Below are 22,116 nucleotides of genomic sequence, written 5' to 3' on the forward strand. Positions count from 1 at the left end.
ACGTTGCGGCACCCCCACCGCGCCCTGCGCCGAACCGGCCGACCGCGGCGATTCCCAACGGCCCCGGCCGAATCCGGAGATCGAACCGGCCGGACGATTGACCGATCGAGAACAGGAGATCGCCGAATTGGTATTGCTCGGGCTCACATATCGAGAAATAGGGGCACGGCTCTACATTTCGGCCAAAACCGTGGAACATCACATTGCGCGCATTCGGCATCGAATCGGCGCCGGCTCACGTGCGGAGTTATTGTCAATGCTTCGCGCCATGGGACAAGGAATGCCATCTACCTGAATCATGACGCACGGAGCGCTGCAGATCGACAAGCGAGGAACGACGATGGCCACAGGGGTGGGCCTGCACATCGCCGAGAACGGATGCGCCGCGGCGATCGTGCGCGCCAACGGCAAGTCACATTTCGTTCTCCGGGAACCGGTTCTGCACATGTCCGACGAAGGCGACGCCGCACTGGGTGGCGAAGCGCCTCCGGGGCACAACCACACCATCACCGGTTTCGTGGCGGCCGTGGGGGACCCGGCCGGCATCACGGTCGACGACGGAGCGGCCTACCGAGCCGAGGATCTGTTCGCCACCGCCCTGTTCTGCCTGATCGATCTGTCGGCCGAATATCTGAGCGGCCCCACGGAGTTCTTCGCCACGCACCCCGCGCGGTGGCCCGAACAGCAGGTGCGGGCCCTGCGTGAGGCATTGGACTATCTGGGGCTGCGGTCGGTGGCGCTGATCGGGGAGAACGAGCTCCCCGATGTACCCGCGGACGATTCCGCCGATCGGGCCCGGGCCTGCGCGGAGAGCGCCGCACGCGCCGCATTGGCCACGGTCCTGGACACCCCGGCGGGCACGACACCACCGGATCCCATCACAACCGAGAACGCCACCCTCGACACCATCGTCATGCCGGCCGTTCCGGACCCCGCCACCCAGGTACAGGCGTATTCGGCGGTCCAATCCGCCGTCGAACCGGCCCTCACCGCATCGACTCCCGCCGGCTCGGAGACCACGCCGCCGGCCACGGTCGGCACCGCTGCGGGAATCCCGACGGCGACCGTCGAGGCCCCCGCGACCACCCGCTCCGCGGCCGCCGAGCACCGGAGCGGCCGGGCCCTGCCGACCGCTATCGCCGCGGCGCTGCTCGGTCTGCTGGTGGGCGCCATCGGCGTGGCCACGGTACTGCGGGGAACCACGAACACCGACCAGGCGACGGAAGGCGTCCCATCCCCGTCGTCGACCGCCGTCCCCGCGCCGCCACCGGCGCCGCCGATCGCTCCCGAACCACCGGCCCCGGTGGCGCCCGAGCCCACCGCGATACCGGAGATCACCGTGGAGCCGGAGCCCACGACAACCCCGGAATCCCCCGAACCCTCGGTCACCGAGTCCTCGTCCTCCGAGACGTCCCCCGAGACGTCCCCCGAGACCTCGACCACCGTCACACCCACGGGCCGACCCCTCGAACCGAGCACTTCCGATAGCCCGCCGACCACTGATGTGACAAGCACCACACCCAAGCCTGCCGAGACGACGATCTCACCGCTCGACTACATCCCCATACCATTACCGGTGCCTGCGATCGAATTACCCGGAACAGGATCACAAGATGAGACCAAACCTCGGTTCGTACCTTAAAGTATTCCGCTGACCGGTCTTGTTATTTCGGTCATAGTTCGGCCACAGCTGTGCGCCACGGGTAACCGTGGCCACGGACGACCCGGCACACCGTGCCTATGAAGGGACTCCATGCGCAAGTCGGTGGCGCGTCGCGCCGCGGTCAAGGCCGCCGTTCTGGCCTCGACCGTTCTTTTGGCTCCCGTGTTCAATTCAGCGCCCGCGGTGGCGGAACCGGCACCGCAGCAATTGGCACCGACCGATTTACCGGCCGAGTTGGTCGAGGCCATCTCCCGCGATCTCCAGATGACCCCGGCCGAATATCTGGATCGCGCCGCCCGCGCACAGCAGCTGAAAAGTTATGCCTCCGACTTTCGCGCCGAACACCCGGAGGCCTTCGCCGGCGCCTGGATGACGGCGGAGGGCAAATCCGTTATCGCCGTCACCTCCGACGAGGCGGCCCGGGTCGCGGAAGCCGCCGGATATCAGACGCACTTGGCCCCGGTCAACGCGAACAGCCTGGAATCATCGTTGGCCCAACTCAATCAGTGGATCACCGGGCTGCCACGGGATATCGCGCAGGCCATCAACTCGGTCGCCATCGACTTCCTCAACAGCCAGATCGTGCTCAATGTGGCGAACACTCCGGTCGGCCACGCATTGAACCTGCCGACCCTGATCGCCAATGTGAAGGTCGTGTTGTCGCCCGACGGCGGCGGGCCGGTCGAGAACCGCCCCATGGGCGGCGACACCTACATCAGCGCCCCCACCTCGCTCCACGACGCCTCCCTGCGCTCGGTCGACGTCTGCTCCTTCGGTTTCAACAGCACCGACGCGTCGGGCAACGCCCTCAATATCAGCGCCGGGCACTGCAACCCCAATCTCGGCAAAGGTGACCAGCGCGCCTCGGTCTATCTGCCCGATGTGCGCGATATTCCGTCCAGCCCCGAACTCGGCACCTTCATCAAGTCGAAACTGGGCGGCGAGAGCGCGCTGGACTACTCGGTGATCCAACTGAACGATCGGGCGGTGCGGGCCGGAATGGACCGGCCCCTGGTGCGCGGCGCCAATGGCACCACCCTCACGATCACCGGAACGGCCGACCCGGTGATCGGGGCACCGATCTGCAAATCCGGACAGTCGTCCACCTTCACCTGCGGATTCGTCATCGCCGACCGAGTGGAGACCCAGCTGTTCACCAGCGATGGCGATCCCAAGGTGATCCGCGGTTTCGCCAGCAGCGCGTGCACTCTCGGCGGGGACAGTGGTGGTGCGATCGTTACCGGAACGTTGGCACTCGGCATCACCAGTGGATCCAATGCCGCCGACGCGCCGGATTGCGCCGAAGCCAATATAGCCATGATCCAGTACGGCGGTACCGCCACTTTGGGAATTCCCATTCGCGCCATTCTGGCCGACGCCGGAAATGGCCTCACCGTACGAACCCGGCCGAATGCCGGCTGATCCCGATATAGTCTCTCCATGCTCCTGCCACGTATAGGTAAATCCCGGGCCCGGACGGCCCGGACCCGCACGGGAATCCGCTCCGCCGCGGTGGCCGCGTCGGCCGCATTCCTGCTGTTCGGCCCCACCACAGCGGTGACGGTGGCCGAACCCGATCTCGGCCTGCCCGCCGAGCTCATCGCCGCGGTGCAGCGCGATCTGCGAATCTCTCCGCAGGAGTATCTGCGGCGCGCGGATCTGGCCCAGCAGATCGCCGCGTTCGGTACCACCGCGCAACGGCAGTTCCCCCAGGTGTTCGCCGGTGCCTGGCTCGATGAGGCAGGTAAGGGCATCGTGGCGCTGGCCCCTGGGCCCGGAGCCGACGAGGCCCGCTCCGCCGCGGAATCCAATGGGTTCACCGTCCGCAACGTGGCCAAGAGCGAATCCGCCCTGCGCGGCGAGAAGAGCGCGTTCGAACGGTGGCTGGAAGGACAGCCCGAGGCGGTGTCGCGACTGGTGCGCGGCGTCGTGATCGATACCGTGAACAACAGCATCGCGGTGCGGGTGGACAAACCCGGTCTGCCGATGCCGAACTTCATCGATCCATCCCGGGTCATCGTGATGGCTCCCCCGGTTGCCGGCGAACAGCTTCCCGCGGGCGAGGACATTGCCGAGAACCAGGGCGGCGGCGCGCTGGCGGGCGGTGACGGATACGCCTCGGTCGCCGGCGACAGGTCGCTGCGCTGCTCGTTCGGTTTCAATGGTGTCGACCGCAACGGCAACACCGTCAACATCACCGCCGGACACTGTAACCCCGAGGTGGGCAGCGCCGGCACCGCGAACGCCGCGACCATTCGCGAACTGTTGCCCGGCGACAATCTCGGCGCCCGCCTCGGCACCTTCCAGAAGTCGGTACTCGGCAACCAGGACTACTCGATCATCCGCATCGCCGACGGCGCCGTGAACCGGTTCAACAACAACACCGTCCGGGTGCCCGGAGCCGCGCCGGTGGCGGTCGACGGCGTGGCCATCCCCGTGGTCGGCGCGCCGGTCTGCAAGTCCGGCACGCGCACCGGCTTCAGCTGCGGTGTGGTCAACGCCGTGGACCAGACCGTCCAGGTGGGCGAGCGCCAGCTCACCCAGAGCTTCTCCGCCAATATCTGCGCCCTGCCGGGTGACAGCGGCGGTCCGATTGTCACCGGACGACAGGCATTGGGTATCTCCAGCGCCTCCTCGGTGGCCGATTACCCCATCTGCGAGATCCCGCAACTGCTGGGTCTGCTCACCGGTAACGCTCCCCAGCTGTTCGCCCAGCCGGTGAGCGTGGTGCTGTCCGATAACCCCGGTCTGCGGATCCGGACCAGCTAGCGGTACAGATACCTACGGCAACGAGCAGAGAGAGGCCCGACAGCATGCATGCTGTCGGGCCTCTCTCCATATGTATCTCGGTAATGTCCCATCCCTGCGATGCCGGTACTGCCGTAGCGTCCATGTAGCCGTACAACCGACCATGAGCAGCCTCGGATGCGAGGAAGGCCTGTTTCCACTATCGGCCCTGGTATCCCTCGCTATAGAGCGTTGCCGCTCCTCACCGAGTGAGAGCGCCGAACAGGGACTATTCATAACGCCACAGTGAAATCACCGCGGGGACAGGCCTCCTGCTCCGCCGAGTCGAGAGCCGGCCGGCGGAAAAACAAATCGGCCCGCCCCTCGCGGGACGGGCCGATCGAGAAGAACGAGCGAGAACGGCTTACTTCGGCGCCTCGACGTTCGTCGGCTCCCCACCATTCGCCCACTTGGTGGTGCCTTCCGGAGCCTGCAGGGTGTTGATCAGCTCGATACCGGAAGCGAGGAGCGTCGGACCACCAACAGCGATGGTGCCCAGGACCCCTCCTACACCCGCACCGGTAACCAGTCCGGGAAAGCAGCCGACCGGAAGCGTCACGACACACCCGATGGCAGCGCCGATAGCGGTGCCGACCAAACCACCGATAGCGGTCGCGATACTGAGGTTGCTGGAGAACTCACCCTGCGCCCGCTGGTTCTCTATCGGCGAGGCAATCGGCTGCACGACCAGCGGCCGACTCTCGTCCAGACCGGCAGGCCGTTCCGGAGTGATCTCGAGGACGGCGCCGTCCTGCTTGACCTCGGACTTCACCGGAATCGGGAGCCCTTCGACCGTGAAGTCGAGGGGGAACGAAGCGACGAGACCACCTTTGTCGTCCTTGAGCTCGACGACCTTGGTCTTGTCCTTGATTTCTTCGGAGATCGGCTCGCCGACAGGAGCCCCTTCCGCCCCGGGCTCGCCTTCCTTGTCCTTCTCCACGATCGAGAAGGTGCCGCCCTTGATGGTTGTGACGACGGTCTTCTCCAACAACTGCACCGCGTAGTTGATGGTCTCCGCCGGGGCAGGAGCCGGCTCGGCGTGAGCGGTACCGGCGCCCAGTATCAGTGCCGCGGCGACCAACGCGGCACCCGCAGCGGATTTACGAAATCTCATTCAGGTGTCCAATCCGTCGATGTCAGGCGCCACGACGCACGCGAGCCCATGCTGCGGTCTCCGAAGACCGAAATCCTCCCCGAGCGTTGTGATTTCGCGGCGCGACCGATAGGTCCAAAGGATGTTAACCGAGACTCGGTCAGAAACCCATGGGATCGATTTCCCAACCTCGGAAAATAAGCCGGAAACGTCCCTGAAACGAACTAAGTCTGCCCTTAACGCAATCGACGCAAGGACGAGTTTTACGGTGTTTATCAGCTCGGTTACCCTCAGGGCGGTTCGATCAGAAAGGTGAGATACATCACAGTGATGTCAGCGATACACCAGGGCGGATATTCCGCCGGCAAACCGCTGATCGTACAGTGGACACCAATAGTTACCGACGGGTAACTTACTGGCAGTTAGGATACGAGCCGGGTGAGACGTTCACCGTCTCGCACCTCGTGTTGCCTCGAAAGGAAAGGTCGCGACATGAATGCCCTGACAGTGACGCTGGGCACCTTGGGAGCAGCGCTCAGCCTGCTGTGCTGGGCGTCGTTCTTCGGCGGCGTCCGGGATATTGTCCGAGCCATCATGCAGGGCCAGCCCGCCCCGGACCGCTGGCGGCCGTTCCTCCCGCGTTTCAAGCAGATGCTGGTGGAGTTCCTGGCGCACACCCGGATGAACAAGTTCCGCACGGTCGGCTGGGCGCACTGGCTCGTGATGATCGGCTTCCTGGGTGGTGCGGTCCTCTGGTTCGAGGCATACGGCCAGACCTTCGATCCGGCCTTCCACTGGCCGCTCGTCGGCAATACCGCGCTCTACCACCTATGGGACGAGATCCTCGGTATCGGCACGACCGTCGGCATCCTGACGCTGATCGTCATCCGGCAGCTGAACCACCCGCGGGTGCCGGAGCGCCTCTCCCGCTTCAGCGGCTCCAAATTCGGCCCGGCCTATGTGATCGAAGCGATCGTCCTGCTCGAGGGTCTGGGCATGATCTTCGTGAAGGCCGGCAAGATCGCGACCTACGGCCACGCGAACGCCGCAACCGACTTCTTCACCATGCGGGTGGCCGAACTGCTGCCCGCCAATGCCACCCTGGTCTCGCTCTTCGCCTTCATCAAGCTGATGTCCGGTATGGCCTTCCTCTACCTGGTCGGCCGCAATGTCACCTGGGGTGTGGCCTGGCACCGGTTCTCGGCCTTCCCGAACATCTACTTCAAGCGCGAGGACGACGGTGGCGTCGCCCTGGGTGCGGCCAAGCCGATGATGTCCAAGGGACGCGCGCTGGACATGGAGAACGTCGACCCGGATACCGACACCCTCGGCGCCGGCCGGATCGAGGACTTCTCGTGGAAGGGCTGGCTGGATTTCACCACCTGCACCGAATGTGGTCGCTGCCAGTCGCAGTGCCCTGCCTGGAACACCGGTAAACCGCTGTCGCCCAAGCTGCTGATCATGTCGCTGCGCGACCACGGTCGTGCCAAGGCGCCATATCTGCTGGCCGGTGGCCGCAAGGACGTGGGCGGGGACGAGATCGGCCTCGTCGACGCAGACGGCAAGCCGAACGAGGCGAAACTGGCCAAGATCCCCGAGGCCGCTCGCGCCGAGGCCGAGCGCCCGCTCGTGGGTGACGCCGAGGCCAACGGGATCATCGATCCGGAGGTGCTGTGGAGCTGCACCACCTGCGGTGCCTGCGTGGAACAGTGCCCGGTGGACATCGAGCACGTCGACCACATCATCGATATGCGCCGCTACCAGGTGCTGATCGAATCGGAGTTCCCTTCCGAGCTCGCCGGCCTGTTCAAGAACCTGGAGAACAAGGGCAACCCGTGGGGACAGAACGCCAAGGATCGGCTCAACTGGATCAACGAACTCGACTTCGATATCCCGGTGTTCGGTAAGGACGCCGACAGCTTCGACGGATACGAGTACCTGTTCTGGGTCGGCTGCGCCGGCGCCTACGAGGATCGGGCCAAGAAGACCACCAAGGCGGTCGCCGAACTGCTGGCCACCGCGGGCGTGAAATTCATGGTCCTGGGTCAGGAGGAGACCTGCACCGGTGACTCGGCGCGCCGCGCGGGCAACGAGTTCCTGTTCCAGCAGCTGGCCATGCAGAACATCGAAACGCTGAATTCGGTGTTCGAGGGCGTGGCGGACCACAAGAAGAAGATCGTCGTCACCTGCGCCCACTGCTTCAACGCGCTGAACAATGAATACCCGCAGGTCGGCGGCAACTACGAGGTGGTTCACCACACCCAGCTGCTGAACCGGCTGGTGCGCGCCAAGCAGCTGGTGCCGGTCTCGCCGGTCTCGCAGAACGTCACCTACCACGACCCCTGTTACCTGGGCCGGCACAACAAGGTCTACAACGCTCCGCGTGAGCTGATGGCCGCCTCCGGTTCGAAGCTGGTGGAGATGCCCCGGCACGGCGAACGGTCCATGTGCTGCGGCGCCGGCGGCGCCCGGATGTGGATGGAAGAACAGCTGGGCAAGCGCATCAATATCGACCGCGTGGACGAGGCGCTGACCACCTCCCCGGCCAAGATCGCCACCGGCTGCCCGTTCTGCCGTGTCATGCTCAACGACGGGGTGACCGCCCGACAGGAAAGCGGCCAGGGCGAGGGCGTCGAGGTCGTCGATGTCGCCCAGCTCATGCTCGACGCCATCGAGCGGGTCGAACCGGCCAAGCTGACCGAGAACCTGACGGTCGTCCAGGAACCCAAGGCCGAACCGGAACCGGAGTCCACCCCCGTAGCCGAACCGGAACCGGTCGCCGAAGCCGCGGCCCCCGCGGCCGCGAAACCCGCGCCGAAGGGTGGCGGCCTGGCCATGAAGGGCCCGGCCAAGGCACCCGGCAAGGGACTCGGCATGAAGGGCGCCGCCAAAGCACCCGGAGCCAAGGCACCCGCGGCCGAAACGGAAAAGGAGGCCCCGGCCGCACCGGCCAAGGGTCTGGCCATGAAGGGCGGCGGTAAGGCACCCGGCGGCAAAGGACTCGCAATGAAGGGCGCCGCCAAAGCACCCGGAGCCAAGGCCACGGCCGCACCCGCCGAAGCAGCCGCTTCTACCGAAACCGAGACACCGGCCGCTCCCCCCGCCAAGGGTTTGGCCATGAAGGGCGCCGCCAAAGCACCCGGCGGCAAAGGACTCGCAATGAAGGGCGCCGCCAAGGCACCCGGAGCCAAGGCCGAATCGAAGCAGGAAACCGCCGAGACCCCCGAGGCGTCCTCGGACGCCACCGAGACCAAACCTACGGTCCCGGCCAAGGGCCTGGCCATGAAGTCCGGCTTCAAACGCCCCGGCGCCAAGGCACCGGGAACCAAGACCGCTACGGCTCCTGCCGAACCCGCGTCCACGGAAGCGGCGACCGAATCCGCCGCGGAATCCGCGGCTCCGGCCGCCGAGGCGACCGCCGGTCCGACCGAGACCAAGCCCACGATCCCCGCCAAGGGCCTGGCCATGAAGTCCGGCTTCAAACGCCCCGGCGCCAAGGCACCGGGAACCAAAACCGCCGCGGCGGAACCTGCGCGGACCACCACCGAGACGGATGCGGTGAACACCTCCGACGCGACCGCGCCGGAGACCCCGGTGGCCGAGTCGGCCGGAGAACAGCCCGCGAACGGCACCTCCGGTAATGGCAGCGCGGCCACGCCGCAGGCCAAACCGGGTGCGCTCGGCTTCAAGGCCGGGGCCAAAGCTCCCGGTCGTAAGAGCTGACGAGCTCGACGAAATACAGCGGTGGCCCGGACCTCGAGGTCCGGGCCACCGCTGTATTCGACGCGGATTCCGAGCATAAACCGCTATACCGTTCCGGCCACGTTCGAAATCCGCCGACCTGTTCGCCGGCAGGCCTGGTCGGCAGTTACCTGCCGCGGAGCTACCCGGAAGGTTTCGTCGCCGGTGAGGGCACGGTTATCGCCGAACACGATCGTCACCGACCCCGACCCCGACCCCGACCCCGGCCCCGACCCCGGCCACGGCCACGGCCACGGCCACGGCCACGGAGTCGATCATCGCCCCGACCGGACCCGCGTCCTCTCGGCAGGCCCGCACCAATCGGCATCCGCGGCCGACCGCGCTGTGCTGTCCGGCCGGTGAACCCGCCGTGACACGCACCGCTGAACCACCGACCACCGATATCCCCGATGCCGATGCCGATGCCGATGCCGATGCCGATGCCGATGCCGATGCCGATGCCAGGTTATCGGTCGCAACCGGTTCGATCTCCGGTTCGATTCCGCACCCTGCGACGCGCAGGACCGAGCGGCGCCGTCCACCGCACCATGGCGTCCGGATACGGCTCAGCGAAGCTTGGCGCCATAGACGTGCTCAACCGTCATCCGCATGAGCACGCGGCGGTCGGACACCATAACGGATCGATACTCGTCCCAATCCGGATGTTCCCCGGCGGCCTTGCGGTAGTAGTCGACGAGCGCCTCGACCTCGGGCCCGTACGGATCGGTTCCGGGACCGATCAGCGTGACAGAGCCTTCGGCGGTGGCCCACGCCCAGCCGTCGGCGCTGGTCACCTCCAGCGCCGCCCGCGGATCGCGGCGCAGATTCACTGTTTTGGCCCGCCCTTCCGTCATCGATACGCAGAGGGTGTCGGCTTCGCGGTCATAGTAGGGGGTGACCGGCGAAAGCTGGGGCAGTCCATTCGCTTTGATCGTGGCCAATACGCCCAGTCGGCTTTCCGAGAGCAGATGGCGCGGATCGAACTCAGTGGTGGTCATACCCGCATCAAGTCGGGTTCGGCGGTGGCTATTCCGTCCGACGCGGGTCCGCACCTCACACACTCGGTCGGAAAATGGATGGCGCCCGGGTACTCCAACCGACCAGACTGACCCCATGCTCGACGAGACGCAGGTGAATTCGTTCATCGAGAACGGGTTCGTCCGACTGGAGAACGCTTTTCCCGCGCAACTCGCCGCGGAGTGCCGTGCGATCATCTGGAACGACCTCGACGCGAACCCCGACGATCCGGCCACCTGGCCCGGTCCCGTGGTGATGCGTCCCGACTATGCCGATGCTCCCTTCGCGGCCGCGGCCGGTACCGCTCGGTTGCACGAGGCACTCGACGACGTGGTGGGCCGGGGACGGTGGGTGCCGCGACGGAGTCTCGGCGCCTTCGTGATCCGCTTTCCCGACGACGAACCCTCCGCCGTGGACGGGTGGCATATCGATGTGAGTTTCGCCGGCCCGGAATCCGATCCGCACGACTACCTGACCTGGCGGGCCAATATCCATTCCACGGGCCGTGCGCTGCTGATGCTCTTTCTGTTCTCGGATACCGGGGAGCAGGACGCCCCCACCCGGCTGCGTATCGGCTCCCATCTGGATGTGGCCCGCCTGCTCGAGCCGGAGGGGGCAGCCGGTCTCGACGCACGGGAACTCTCCCGCCGGGCCGAGTCGGCGACCGCGCACCGACCCATTGCCCATGCCACCGGACGGGCCGGCGATGTCTATCTGTGTCACCCGTTCCTGGTACACGCCGGTCAACCGAACCGGGGAACGCGACCGCGTTTCATGGCCCAACCGAACCTCTACCCGAAAGGTCCGTTGCGGATCGACGGCACCGACGGCGAGTTCTCACCCGTCGAGATCGCGATCAGGAAAGCCCTCGGGCGTTGACCTCGGGCACCGGCCGGAGGGCCGCGGACTATCCGGCCGCAGCCCGGGCCACAGGTTCGACCGGGTGAGCGGCCCGTCGGGAACCGACGATCAGCAGCGTGGCCGCGGCCCGACACGACGGTGGTCATAGGAACCGCGAAGCGAGTCCCGGGTATCGGACCGGGCCGACACATCCCGGCCCGATACCGCGCATTCAGGATTTCGTCAGCGTGACATAGCGGGCGAGATGATCATCACTCGAACCGAATTCGTATTCGATCGCGGTGAGCCGCTTGAAGTAGTGGCCGATGGCCAATTCCTCGGTCATCCCCATGGCGCCGTGCAACTGCACGGCGTTCTGCCCGATGAAACGGGCGGCCCGGGCAATGGTGACCTTGGCCGCCGAAACCGCGCGGGCGCGTTCGGCGTCGTCGGCGTGCACCGCATAGGCCGCCAGATAGGCCGCGGCAATGCTCTGCTCCAATTCGATGTACATATCGACCATGCGGTGCTGCAACACCTGGAAGCTGCCGATCGGTACGCCGAATTGCTGTCGCTGTTTGGTGTATTCGACGGTGTCGTCGAGCACCTTGCGCATCAGACCCACCGCTTCGGAGGCGATCGCGGCGATACCGTCGTCGACCGTGGCCTCGATAATCGGCCAGGCCCGGCCCTCGGCGCCGAGCAGCGCGTCGGCGGGCATCCGGAAGCCGGTGAAGATCAGGTCGGCGCCGACCCGATCGTCGATGGTGCGGTAACCGTGCACCGCGACCCCGGAGGGTGGGGCGGACGGATCGAACTCCACCAGAAACAGCGAGATGCCCTCGGTATCGCGCTGTTGCCCGGAAGTGCGGGCGGAAACGATCAGATGCGTGGCCAACGGCACGCTGGTGACCGCGATCTTGGTGCCGTCGAGCACCCAGTCGTCGCCGTCCCGGCGCGCGGTGACCGAGACATCGTGGCGGTTCTCGCCCGAGGTCGGTTCCAAGGCGGCGAAGGCGATCCGCACCTCCCCGACGGGAATCTCGACCAATACCTGTTCGGCGCGTTCCCCACCGGATCGACGCAACAGACCGGCGCCGATCACCACGGTGTCCACATAGGGTTCGACGACCAATGCCCGACCCAGTTCCTCGGCGAGGATCATGCTCTCGACCGGCCCGCCGCCCATCCCGCCGAAGCGTTCCGGCAGGGTCACACCGAGCACATCAAGTTCGGCCAGGCCTCGCCAGATCTCCGGCTGCCGGCCGGGCCCTGTTTTCACGGCGCTGCGGCTTTTCTCCAGGTCGTAGCGGGCGGCGAGAAAACCGGCGACGGCCTCACGCAGCATCTGCTGTTCGTCGGTGAAGGTGAAGTCCATCTCTAGAGCCCCAATGCTGCCTTGGCGAGAATGTTTCGCTGGATTTCGTTGCTGCCCGCGTAGATCGAACCGGCGCGATCGTTGAAGTAGCGCAGCGGTGCGACCGCCTGCCAGTCCGCCCCACTGACGTATCCGTCGGGCGGCGGAAGGTAGTCGGAAATCGGGCCGCCGGGTGCGGTCGCATGCGGCTGGAAGATCCGCCCGCGCGGACCGGCCGCCTCCAGCGCCAGTTCGGTGAGTTTCTGGCTGAGCTCGGTGGACAGGATCTTCAACATCGATGACGACGGCCCGAGATCCCGGCCGGCCGCCATAGCGGCCAGGGTGCGGAATTCCAGTACCTCGAGCACTTCGGTGCGGATGCGCGCCTCGGCGAGTTTCGCCGCGAAGGCGGGGTCGTCGGCGAGCGACCCGCCATCGCGTCCCGGCTGCGTGGCCGCGGCCTCGGCGATCTGCTCGGCCATGGCCTGGAGCGCGGGGGCGGCCGCGCCGCCGCGCTCGTGCACCAGGAGGTATTTCGCCACGGTCCAGCCCTTATCGATCTCCCCGAGCACATTGCTCTTGGGGACCCGCACATTGTCGAAGAAGACCTGGTTTTGCACCTGCTCGCCGGAGCTCATCACCAGCGGCCGAATCTCGATCCCGCCCACGGTCATATCCACCAGCAGGAAGGTGATGCCCTGCTGTTTCTTACCCTCGCGCGAGGTGCGCACCAGGCAGAACATCCAGTTGGCCTCGGTGGCGTGGGTGGTCCAGATCTTGCTGCCGCTACAGACGAAATCGTCGCCGTCGTCGACCGCGGCCATACTCAACGCGGCCAGGTCCGAACCGGCCTCCGGTTCGGAGTAGCCCTGGCAGAAGAAGATCTCGCCGGTGAGTATCCGGGGCAGGAAGAAGTTCTTCTGTTCTTCGGTGCCGAAGGCGATGATGGCCGGGGCGACCATACGGATACCCATCGGGGACAGCGCGGGCGCGCCCGCCAAGGTCAGTTCCCGGTTGAAGATGTAGTGCTGGGTCAGCGTCCAGTCGCAGCCCCCGTACTCGACCGGCCAGTTCGGCGCGGCCCAACCGCGCTCGTGCAGAATCCGCTGCCATTCCATACTGGCCTCGTGGTCGGAGTAGACACTCGTCATCAGCCGGCCCGCCGTACGTAGTTCGGGGGTCAGCTTCTCGGCGAGGAATGCCCGAACCTCATCCCGGAAGGCCTTGTCGGCCTCCGACCAGTCGTAATCCATACACGCTCCCGAGGGCTTTCATACGGTCGACGGACTCGACCGCCGATACAGGGAGGGGACACAGCAGGCCCATACACCTCGAACCCAACTGACATCACCCGCCATCAAATCTATCAGCAGTGCTGAAAAAACGCCTTCACGAATGCGACGGACTGGTAGAGGTAGTCATAGGCCCACCGTGGCACCGACAATCTCGGCCGCGGATCGACGAACAGCGCCTCCCCGTCCCAACACTTGCCGAGAAGGTATCGGGCCCGCGTGATATGCGGGGTGAAGGTGACCACGATGACCCGCCGCCATCCGTGCGCGCGGGCCTGTTCGGCCAGGTAACCCACCTCGCCGGCCGTGGTCCGCGGCGCGGGGTCGAAACACACCACTTCGAAGTCGTAGGTATCGGCATAGGTATCGGCATAGGTATCGGCGCAGAGCCAGTTGATCAGTCCGCTCGCACCCTCGTAGGGATCGGAGAGGAGCACCCTGGGCGCGTATCCGGCCCGGGCCAGACGCAAGGCGAGTTGCTCCCGCCCGTCGTGCGCGCCACCGAGCACCAGAATGGCGTCGGCGGGCGCGGGCTCGTCCGTACGGGGCGTGACATACACCGGCCAGAGCGCGGCCCCCGCCACCGCGACAACGGCGGCGAGCCCGAGCACGATCCGGCGAACCATTGTGGGCAGATGCTACTTGCCGACCGGGAAAGTCCCGATCACGCCATTGGCGCACGGCCGGATGGGTGTACGCGGGCAGAGGCACGCCGTAGAGTTTTCGAGAAATGTGGCCGGACCCCCACTCGATCGGTCCTGCCGCTGGTATCGATGTATCGATCGGTACTGTCGATATGGATACCTGGTTCGGGGCCGAGCCGGCACCGCTCGGTGCTGCGCTCCCCCACCGTGCAGCGAAATATGAGATGGGCAGCTGATGAGTTCGGTACTGGGAGTGTCGGTGGGGGCGTGCTCCGTCCGACTGGCGCGCCCATACGACAATAGACCGCCCTCGTGGCGGCCCACTCCGGAATCGTTCGATCTGCAGAGCATACCGATTTCGCCCGATAAGCAGGTCGAGGAGCTGGTGGCCGAGACCATCGGCGTGACATTCGAGACCGCCCCCGAAATCGCCGCCACCGCCATCGCCTATCGCGGCGACCAGCGCGCCAAGGCACTGCGTACAGCAATGGCCCGGCAACAACTCACCAATTACGAGCTGGTTCCCGAAGTCGGCGCCGCCATGGAATTCGCCGCGTGCTCCGACGAGTTTCGAGGCGTATCGACCCTGGTGGTATACGACCTGGGCAGCACCGGACTGTCGATATCGGTGGCGGACCTGGTCTCCCGCACTATTCTGCACACCGAACGCACCAGCGATATCAGCGGCGACTACCTGGATTCCCTCATCCGGGAACAGCAGATCAATGCGGGCCGCATCGCCCATCCCCAGGACCCCGGCCAGTTGGAGCAATTGGACGCGCTGTGCCGCGCAGCCAAGGAGCGGCTCGCAACACATACCGCGGTGGCGCTGCCCAGCGAACACGGTCTGGTCCTGCTCTCCCGGGAGAATTTCGAAGCCCTGATCGGTCTGGCGATCGAATCCTCGGCCCGCAGAACCGCCGAGGCGATCCGGCACGCCGAGCGTCCGGTGCAGGCCGTGCTGGCGATCGGCGGCGGCGCGCGTATCCCCTTGATCGGCCAGATATTGGGCCATCATCTCGGTCTTCCGGTGATCGTGCCCGAAGAGCCGGAAACGGTGACCGCGCGCGGCGCGGCCCTGCTCGCCCGTCCGGCGCGGCCGGCCCGCCCGACGGTCGAATCGACGAGCCCCCCATACGACGAACGGCTGACCCCGTCATGGCTGTCGAGGCCGTCACCGAAGCGACAGGATCGCCGGGCGGTCAGTGGCGCGGTGCTCACCGTGACCGCGCTCGCCGCCGTGGCCGTGATCGGACTGGTTCTCGGTTACGGCTCCCAAGTTTTGGAGGAGGACTCCCACAGCAGCGGGGCAGACACCTCCGTACCGCCGACCACACCGGGCCCCACCACCACAACGGCCGGTCCGCAACCGGTTGCGGTGACACCGACGGCCGGTGAGCACGCCCCCCTCGCCGAACCGCCGCCCCCGGTGCGTGAAGCGGAGAAACCCACTCCACCGCCCCCGCCGGGACCGAACACCATTGTGGTACCCGGTCTGCCGCCGGTCGTGGTCCCGACCATCCCGCTTCCCCCGTTTCCGTTCCCGCCCCCGCCGCCGCGCTGACCGGGTTGCGTCAACGCGGGTGGTGCGGCCCCGGCTCCGTCGGTCCGGGCCATTGCGAGCGCCGCCGCACCGCCGGGTTCTCCCCCGTGCGCGGCCACGATGGGACCTCCCTGGGGCGCGCCCGCTGCACGCCCGGATTCTCCCCGGTCCGCGGCCACTGCCCCCCTGCGCCGCGTTCGCCCGCCGGCCGCTGTTCGCGAGCTCCTTGCGGCGCCGGCCGTCCGGCCCGGGAGGCCGGCGGTGCCGATTTCTGCCGCGCCGCGGCATCCGATTTCTGCCGCGCCGCGGGAACCGATTTCTGCCGCGCCACAGAACCCGACCCGCTGCGGCGACGCGCTCCGACGGGAGGGGCGGGCTCGGTTCGCCCGGCCCCGAAAGGACGCGCGAGCAGTACCGCGATACCCGTGGTCAACGGCACCGAAAGCGTCAGGCAGATACCGCCGACGGCGGAGCGCGCGATCTCGATGGCGACCGCGTCCCCGACCAGAACATCTCGGATCGAGCGGCCCGCCACGCTGAACAACAGCAACAACGGCAGTGCGCCACCGGCATAGGCGAGTACCAGCGTATAAACCGTGCTGGCGATATGGTCGCGGCCGACCCGCATCGCCGCCGCGAAGATCTCCGAACGGGATGCCTTCTCGTCCAGGGCGGCCAGCTCGAACGCCGCCGAGGCCTGGGTGATGGTCACATCGTTGAGCACACCCAGCGAGCCGATGATGAACCCGGCCAACAGCAGTCCGGTGATGCTGACATGCTCCAGATAGGTGGCCACATTGGTGTTCTGTTCCTCGGACAACCCGGTCAGGTGGGTCATCTCGATCGCCGCCCAGGACAGCACTGCCGCCACGACCATCGAGGTGAGCGTGCCGAGTAGAGCCGAACTGGTGCGCAGATTCACCCCGTGCGCCAAATACAGCACCGCGTACAGGATCAGCGAGCCGGACACCAGCGCCACCGGAACCGCCGGTTTACCGTCCAACAGCGCGGGCAGCAGGAACATCACCACCACCGCGAATGCGAATCCCAGCCCGATCAGCGCCCGTAGACCGCGCCAGCGAGCCACCACCACGATGACCAGGACGAAGACGGCGCCGATCAATGCGAGCGGCAACCCCCGGGCGAAGTCGTCGAACCCGTACAGAGGCGTGCCGGACGGATCGGCCTGCCGGACGATGCGGATCTCATCACCCACCCGCAGATCCGGTTGCCCCGGGCTGGGTGATATCTCGAAGAGTGTGTGGTTGCCTCGGTGCGGTCCCGATTCGATCGAGATCAGGCTGCGGTGGCATTCGTAGGCGCTGATGGCAGGCGGTTCGGGCTCGTCGGGGAAGACGCGGCCCGTCGAGGGACTGCCGCACGGCCCGATGTCCTGGCGGACCACGGTCCCCGCTTCGGTGACCATCGCACCACCGCCCGCGTGCTGCATGGGCAGCGGGATCTCGATGTTCTGGCGGCTCGGCCACAGCCAGATGGTGGCGATCACGATAACGACACCGATGACGACGAGAAGGCCGACGACGACCCGGGCCGCGGTCGCACCGATGGCGATCGGCCCCGAATGGTCGTGATGGTGGTGATGGTGGTCGCTCACGCCGGAGAGCCTACAAGGCCACTCCATGGGCCGGCGTATACGAGAAAACCACCGAAAGAGGAATATCAGCAGTTCAAAAGGGGGTTTGAAAGGGGCGGCGGAGAGCAGGGGGATGTCTCCGCCGCCCGACAGGTTGGCGGCCCAGGGGGGTAGGCGGCCTAACCTGGACCAGGTTGCCCAGGGGGGGTAGACAACCCGGCCGGGCACTCGAAGTGCCGAAGCCCACTGTACACAAATAGCGCTCTTTCACGCCAGTACGTTTGCAAAAATGGTGTATATCCGTACGCGAGGTATGTTTTGCCCCCTGATTCCGTGGGGGTTCAACCGCTCTTACTGGCGGTAACTCGCGAGAAAATTACCGAAACGCTCGATCGCCACCGCCAGATCACGCGCCCACGGCAGGGTAACGATCCGCAGATGATCGTGATGCGGCCAGTTGAACCCGGTGCCCTGCACCATCAGGATCTTCTCCTGTAACAACAGGTCCAGCACCAGCTTCGCATCGTCGTGGATCTCGTATACCTCCGGATCCAACCGCGGGAACGCGTACAGCGCCCCCCGCGGCTTCACACACGACACCCCGGGAATCATGTTCAACTTCTCCCAGGCGACATCGCGCTGCTCCAACAGCCGCCCGCCGGGCAGGATCAACTCGTTGATGCTCTGATGACCACCCAACGCCACCTGAATGGCGTGCTGCGCCGGCACATTCGGACACAGCCGCGACGAGGCGAGTAGATCGATACCCTCCAGGAACCCGGCCGCATGGTCCTTCGGTCCGGTGATCACCAACCATCCGGAGCGGTACCCCGCCACCCGATAGGCCTTGGACAGACCGTTGAAGGTCAGGCACAGCAGGTCCGGGGCCAAGGTCGCCAAGGAGATGTGCTTGGCATCGTCGTAGAGGATCTTGTCGTAGATCTCGTCGGCCAGCAGCAGCAGTCGGTGCTTACGGGCCAGATCCACCAACTCCTGCAATACCTCCGCCGAATACACCGCACCGGTCGGGTTGTTGGGGTTGATCACCAGCAACGCCTTGGTGTTCTCGGTGATCTTCGATTCGATATCGGCGATATCGGGCTGCCAGCCATTGGCCTCGTCGCACATATAGTGCACGGGGGTACCGCCGGCCAGACTGGTCATGGCGGTCCACAGCGGATAGTCCGGAGCCGGGATCAGCACCTCGTCGCCATTGTCCAGCAGCGCCTGCATGGTGATGGTGATCAGCTCCGAGACACCATTGCCCAGGTAGACGCTGTCCACATCCAGCTCCGGGAAGCCGGGCACCAGTTCGTAACGGGTGACGATGGCGCGCCGCGCGGAGAGTATGCCCTTGGAATCGGAATAGCCCTGGGCATGCGGCAGGGCGGCGATCATATCGCGCATGATCACATCGGGCGCCTCGAAACCGAACGGGGCCGGATTGCCGATGTTCAGTTTCAGGATGCGATGCCCCTCGGCCTCCAACCGCGCCGCATGCGCGTGTACCGGCCCCCGGATCTCGTAGACGACGTTCTGGAGCTTCTTGGACTGCTCCAGAACCCGCGGCGATGGACGATGCTGGCCGATGCTCACCTGCTCCATGGTGCCACTTGACCCGCCGGTAGCTTTCCAGCGGTATACGGCGCTGTCGCTCCGATCACTCCGGCGTCCGGCTACCCCGGGCCGGTGGTAGCCCCCGCGCCGCGGTGGCGCCGCAGAACTCCTCGATCCGCTCGTCCAATGCCCGCGCCTCCGCCGCCCCGCGAAACGCCGGTGCGCAGATCCGCTGTCGCAGACCGGTCAACCGCTCCTCCAGTTGGGCGATGCGTTTGTCCTCGTCGAGATCGAGCACCGGCCGCAACGCCTCGGTGGCGCCGTCGAGGCTGCCGTTGATCAGGTGCGCGGCCGCCGAATCGACCCGGGCCAACGACTCGGCGCCGTAGGAACGCTGCCGGGACGGTCCGCTCGTGTACAGCTCTATCGTGCGCCGGGTGGCCTCCAGGGCCGGTTCGGCCATCTCCAGATGGATATAGGTGGCGCCCGCGTAGTAGCCCGCCTTCGCTTCGGGAAAGCCGAACACGCCGCCCACCCCGTCGTGCAGACTGTCCACAGCCGACCGACCGCGGGCCTCCTCGGCGGCTCGAATGCACCGTTCGGTCTCGGAGACGCTGCCGATCCTGGACCAGATACGGGCCTCGATACTGTGCAGCCGCACGGCGGCCGTCGCCGAATCGGCGTACTGCTGTCCGCTCTGCGCCAACTGCAGTGCCCGATGCGGCCGCTCCGACCAGTATTCGATGAGCGCGTGCATACCTCGCGTCCAGGCGCGCAGACCATTGTGTCCACACAGTTCGGCATATGCCCAGGCGGCCCGGATCTGCTCACCGGCGGCATCCAGATAGCCCAGATCGGTGCTGGCATTGGCGAGCAACCCCGACAGTGTGCCCGCCAGCAAATACAGGTGACTGGTGTCGGCCGGCCGTTGATGCCCCTCCAACAGTCGGTAGACCCGACGGCGAACCCGCAGCATCTCCACCATCATCGGCATCGGCGGAATATGCACGTAGTCGTTGGCGATACGGGCGACATCGGCATCGAGCTGCTCCAGCGTGGCGGCACCGACATTGGTGCTCTCGGCCTTCTCCGCGTGTTCGCTCGCCTCGTGGGCAGCCGCCATGATCAGATCCCTCTCCGAAATCGCTACTGACGCATCACCTCGCACCGCACCGGAATCGATGAGGGCCAAGAGTTCGGCATCGCTGGAATAACCGTTGCGCGACCGGGACCGCGCGGCGCCGGTCGGTGAATCGGCAGCGGAGGCCGTCGGCGCGGCGGTCAATTCCGCGAACCGCGCCTGCACGATCTCGTCGGACCGCGCCAAACAGGTATCGAGAGCGGCCTGGTTGACCGGACGCGGATGAATCCTTTCCCCACCGGCCTCCCATTTGGACACCAGACGTTCGTGCACACCCAGGTGCGCGGCGAATTCGCGGATACTCATCCGCTTGGCCTCACGCAGCGCCCGAGCCTGCCTACCGGACCATTGGCCGACCACGTTTGTCATCCCTTCGAACGATTTCCCTTCCAGAGTACGAGTGGTTTGTGAGATCAACCACAAGCTTCGGTGTCATATCGTGCTCGGGCAGCGCAATGGCAGTAAAAGGCGGGCAGACGGGCGATTCCGGCACACCGGTGTTGCCGCCATCCTGGAAGCAGGAGCCGAAACGCGGACGGTTCCGTGCCGACCGCCACTCTGCAACGCCTGCCAGGCAAGGGGTTTCACGTGAACGTGGAAAAGCTCAGAACGGTTGACGACTGGGCCGCCTACTACCGTCACGAATTCGGACTACCCGTCGCCGAACGCGCGGGATTCGTCATGCTGCCCGTCACCGACCGCGTATGCGTCGTCCATCTCCCCACGGCGCACGCGGAAAAGACGCGCTCCCTGCTGGATTCACAAGACATCCGAGTTCCCCTGCTGGCCAGGAAGGTTCGCTGGAGTTTCCTGGCCCACCCCGACCGTAGGCCGAATCCGGATGTGGTAAGGATGCTCGACCGCATCGGTATCGGCGTCCCCGGAGTGGGCAGCGCCCTGATGCTACCGACCGGACTCGGACGCTGGAACAGGGAAGGATGCCACTGGATCGTCCCACCCGACCGGGACGGGCTGCTGCCCCCGCTGTCCGCGGTGGTCAACGCGGCCCTCATGGTCGGTGGCGCCGACCCGCACTGAGACGGGGATGGACGTGGTCCGGCTGCTACCCGGTCACCGGGAAGTTCAGGTATGCCCGGGAAGGGGTCGGACCACGTTGTCCCTGATATTTCGACCCGGCCGCCGCACTCCCGTATGGGTGCTGCGCCGGACTCGTCAACCGGAACAGACACAGTTGACCGATCTTCATCCCCGGCCACAGGGTGATCGGCAGATTCGCCACATTGGACAGCTCCAGCGTGATGTGGCCGCTGAACCCCGGGTCGATGAACCCCGCCGTGGAATGCGTGAGCAGCCCCAACCGGCCGAGACTGGACTTGCCCTCCAACCGACCCGCCAGATCGTCGGGCAGGGTGCACACCTCCAACGTGGACCCGAGCACGAACTCGCCCGGGTGTAGCACGAACGGCTCACCCTCCGCTGGTTCCACCAGGCTGGTCAGCTCGTCCTGACGTTGGGCCGGATCGATATGGGTGTAGCGGGTGTTGTTGAAGACCCGGAACATCCGATCCAGCCGCACATCGATACTGGACGGCTGCACCAAATTATCCGCGAAGGGCTCGAGCGCGAGACGCCCCGCGGCGATCTCCGCCCGGATATCACGATCGGAAAGCAGCACGTGGATGAGCGTAGCGCCCGCTCGTCCCGGCTCCGCAGCCGCGCTCGCCACCTTCCTCGCACCGCCCGGCCGCCGTGAGACCGCCACCACGGCCGGCTCGGCCTCTCCCGGGGCAACCGCGCCGTGAAAGTCGCGCCCCTGCGCGAGAAGGACCTGCCCCCGGTCGGGCGCCGAGGCGGGTTGCGGGCAGACCACCGGCCCGCGACCCGCC

The 22,116-nt window shown here is 66.2% G+C and carries 17 protein-coding genes and 2 pseudogenes; 9 read left to right on the forward strand and 10 right to left on the reverse strand.

The features are described 5' to 3' along the window. Positions 1 to 91: 91 nt before the first annotated feature. The 4 genes and pseudogenes from ON32_RS30905 to ON32_RS22320 all read left to right on the forward strand — a co-directional run. Positions 92 to 295 (forward strand): annotated as a pseudogene (locus tag ON32_RS30905) (response regulator transcription factor); the annotation flags it as partial. A 45-nt stretch (positions 296 to 340) separates the two neighbouring features. Further along, positions 341 to 1,642 (forward strand): hypothetical protein, encoded by a 1,302-nt coding sequence (locus ON32_RS22310; protein WP_051133566.1) that lies wholly within the window; start codon positions 341 to 343, stop codon positions 1,640 to 1,642. A gap of 111 nt (positions 1,643 to 1,753) precedes the next feature. Beyond that, positions 1,754 to 3,085: a S1 family peptidase gene (locus ON32_RS22315; protein WP_040792923.1), complete on the forward strand. Its 1,332-nt coding sequence runs from the start codon at positions 1,754 to 1,756 to the stop codon at positions 3,083 to 3,085. A gap of 18 nt (positions 3,086 to 3,103) precedes the next feature. After that, positions 3,104 to 4,432 (forward strand): S1 family peptidase, encoded by a 1,329-nt coding sequence (locus ON32_RS22320; RefSeq protein ID WP_051133567.1) that lies wholly within the window; start codon positions 3,104 to 3,106, stop codon positions 4,430 to 4,432. Between the two features lie 382 nt (positions 4,433 to 4,814). On the opposite strand, the gene ON32_RS22325 is transcribed toward ON32_RS22320, so the two are convergent. Beyond that, positions 4,815 to 5,564, reverse strand: a complete 750-nt coding sequence (locus ON32_RS22325; RefSeq protein ID WP_040792924.1) for a DUF8020 domain-containing protein — start codon at positions 5,562 to 5,564, stop codon at positions 4,815 to 4,817. Between the two features lie 471 nt (positions 5,565 to 6,035). Between ON32_RS22325 and ON32_RS22330 the strand changes: the two genes are divergently transcribed. Next, entirely contained in the window at positions 6,036 to 9,266 is a 3,231-nt protein-coding gene (locus tag ON32_RS22330; protein ID WP_040792925.1) for a heterodisulfide reductase-related iron-sulfur binding cluster, read from the forward strand. Positions 9,267 to 9,461: 195 nt separating this feature from the next. Here the strand turns inward: ON32_RS22330 and ON32_RS29690 are convergent, their stop codons facing one another. Together ON32_RS29690 and ON32_RS22340 are read right to left on the reverse strand one after the other, a co-directional pair. Next, the gene (locus tag ON32_RS29690; RefSeq protein WP_157224291.1) at positions 9,462 to 9,665 is read right to left on the reverse strand and encodes a hypothetical protein; all 204 of its coding nucleotides are present in this window, start codon (positions 9,663 to 9,665) and stop codon (positions 9,462 to 9,464) included. A 185-nt stretch (positions 9,666 to 9,850) separates the two neighbouring features. After that, positions 9,851 to 10,282 carry a PPOX class F420-dependent oxidoreductase gene (locus tag ON32_RS22340; protein WP_040792927.1) on the reverse strand — a complete coding sequence of 144 codons (432 nt, stop codon included), beginning with the start codon at positions 10,280 to 10,282 and terminating at the stop codon, positions 9,851 to 9,853. Positions 10,283 to 10,397: 115 nt separating this feature from the next. On the opposite strand from ON32_RS22340, the gene ON32_RS22345 reads away from it, so the two are divergent. Beyond that, a complete protein-coding gene (locus ON32_RS22345; RefSeq protein WP_040792928.1) occupies positions 10,398 to 11,180 on the forward strand; it encodes a phytanoyl-CoA dioxygenase family protein in 783 nt (260 codons plus the stop codon). A gap of 193 nt (positions 11,181 to 11,373) precedes the next feature. Here ON32_RS22345 and ON32_RS22350 read toward each other — a convergent pair whose 3' ends face one another. From ON32_RS22350 to ON32_RS22360, 3 genes are all read right to left on the reverse strand, one after another. Next, positions 11,374 to 12,519, reverse strand: coding sequence for an acyl-CoA dehydrogenase family protein (locus tag ON32_RS22350; protein WP_040792929.1), 1,146 nt, complete (start codon positions 12,517 to 12,519; stop codon positions 11,374 to 11,376). A gap of 2 nt (positions 12,520 to 12,521) precedes the next feature. Then, complete coding sequence (locus ON32_RS22355; protein ID WP_040792930.1) at positions 12,522 to 13,751, reverse strand: acyl-CoA dehydrogenase family protein; 1,230 nt, start codon at positions 13,749 to 13,751, stop codon at positions 12,522 to 12,524. 113 nt (positions 13,752 to 13,864) lie between these two features. After that, entirely contained in the window at positions 13,865 to 14,416 is a 552-nt protein-coding gene (locus ON32_RS22360; RefSeq protein ID WP_040792931.1) for a YdcF family protein, read from the reverse strand. A 253-nt stretch (positions 14,417 to 14,669) separates the two neighbouring features. Here ON32_RS22360 and ON32_RS22365 point away from each other — a divergent pair, with 253 nt between their 5' ends. Further along, complete coding sequence (locus tag ON32_RS22365) at positions 14,670 to 15,998, forward strand: DUF7159 family protein (protein ID WP_040792932.1); 1,329 nt, start codon at positions 14,670 to 14,672, stop codon at positions 15,996 to 15,998. A gap of 325 nt (positions 15,999 to 16,323) precedes the next feature. Here the strand turns inward: ON32_RS22365 and ON32_RS22370 are convergent. The 3 genes and pseudogenes from ON32_RS22370 to ON32_RS22380 all read right to left on the reverse strand — a co-directional run. Continuing rightward, positions 16,324 to 17,619 (reverse strand): annotated as a pseudogene (locus ON32_RS22370) (YibE/F family protein); the annotation flags it as partial. A 303-nt stretch (positions 17,620 to 17,922) separates the two neighbouring features. Then, positions 17,923 to 19,167: a pyridoxal phosphate-dependent aminotransferase gene (locus tag ON32_RS22375; protein WP_245551226.1), complete on the reverse strand. Its 1,245-nt coding sequence runs from the start codon at positions 19,165 to 19,167 to the stop codon at positions 17,923 to 17,925. Between the two features lie 64 nt (positions 19,168 to 19,231). Beyond that, complete coding sequence (locus tag ON32_RS22380) at positions 19,232 to 20,638, reverse strand: helix-turn-helix domain-containing protein (RefSeq protein ID WP_157224292.1); 1,407 nt, start codon at positions 20,636 to 20,638, stop codon at positions 19,232 to 19,234. Positions 20,639 to 20,812: 174 nt separating this feature from the next. On the opposite strand from ON32_RS22380, the gene ON32_RS22385 reads away from it, so the two are divergent. Then, positions 20,813 to 21,307 carry a hypothetical protein gene (locus tag ON32_RS22385; protein ID WP_245551227.1) on the forward strand — a complete coding sequence of 165 codons (495 nt, stop codon included), beginning with the start codon at positions 20,813 to 20,815 and terminating at the stop codon, positions 21,305 to 21,307. A gap of 25 nt (positions 21,308 to 21,332) precedes the next feature. Here ON32_RS22385 and dcd read toward each other — a convergent pair whose 3' ends face one another. Next, positions 21,333 to 21,905: a dCTP deaminase gene (dcd, locus tag ON32_RS22390; protein WP_040792935.1), complete on the reverse strand. Its 573-nt coding sequence runs from the start codon at positions 21,903 to 21,905 to the stop codon at positions 21,333 to 21,335. A gap of 4 nt (positions 21,906 to 21,909) precedes the next feature. Here dcd and ON32_RS30590 point away from each other — a divergent pair, with 4 nt between their 5' ends. After that, complete coding sequence (locus ON32_RS30590) at positions 21,910 to 22,032, forward strand: hypothetical protein (RefSeq protein WP_281032246.1); 123 nt, start codon at positions 21,910 to 21,912, stop codon at positions 22,030 to 22,032. Positions 22,033 to 22,116: the final 84 nt, after the last annotated feature.

The sequence above is a fragment of the Nocardia paucivorans NBRC 100373 genome (assembly GCF_000308675.1).
Lineage (GTDB): Bacteria > Actinomycetota > Actinomycetes > Mycobacteriales > Mycobacteriaceae > Nocardia > Nocardia paucivorans.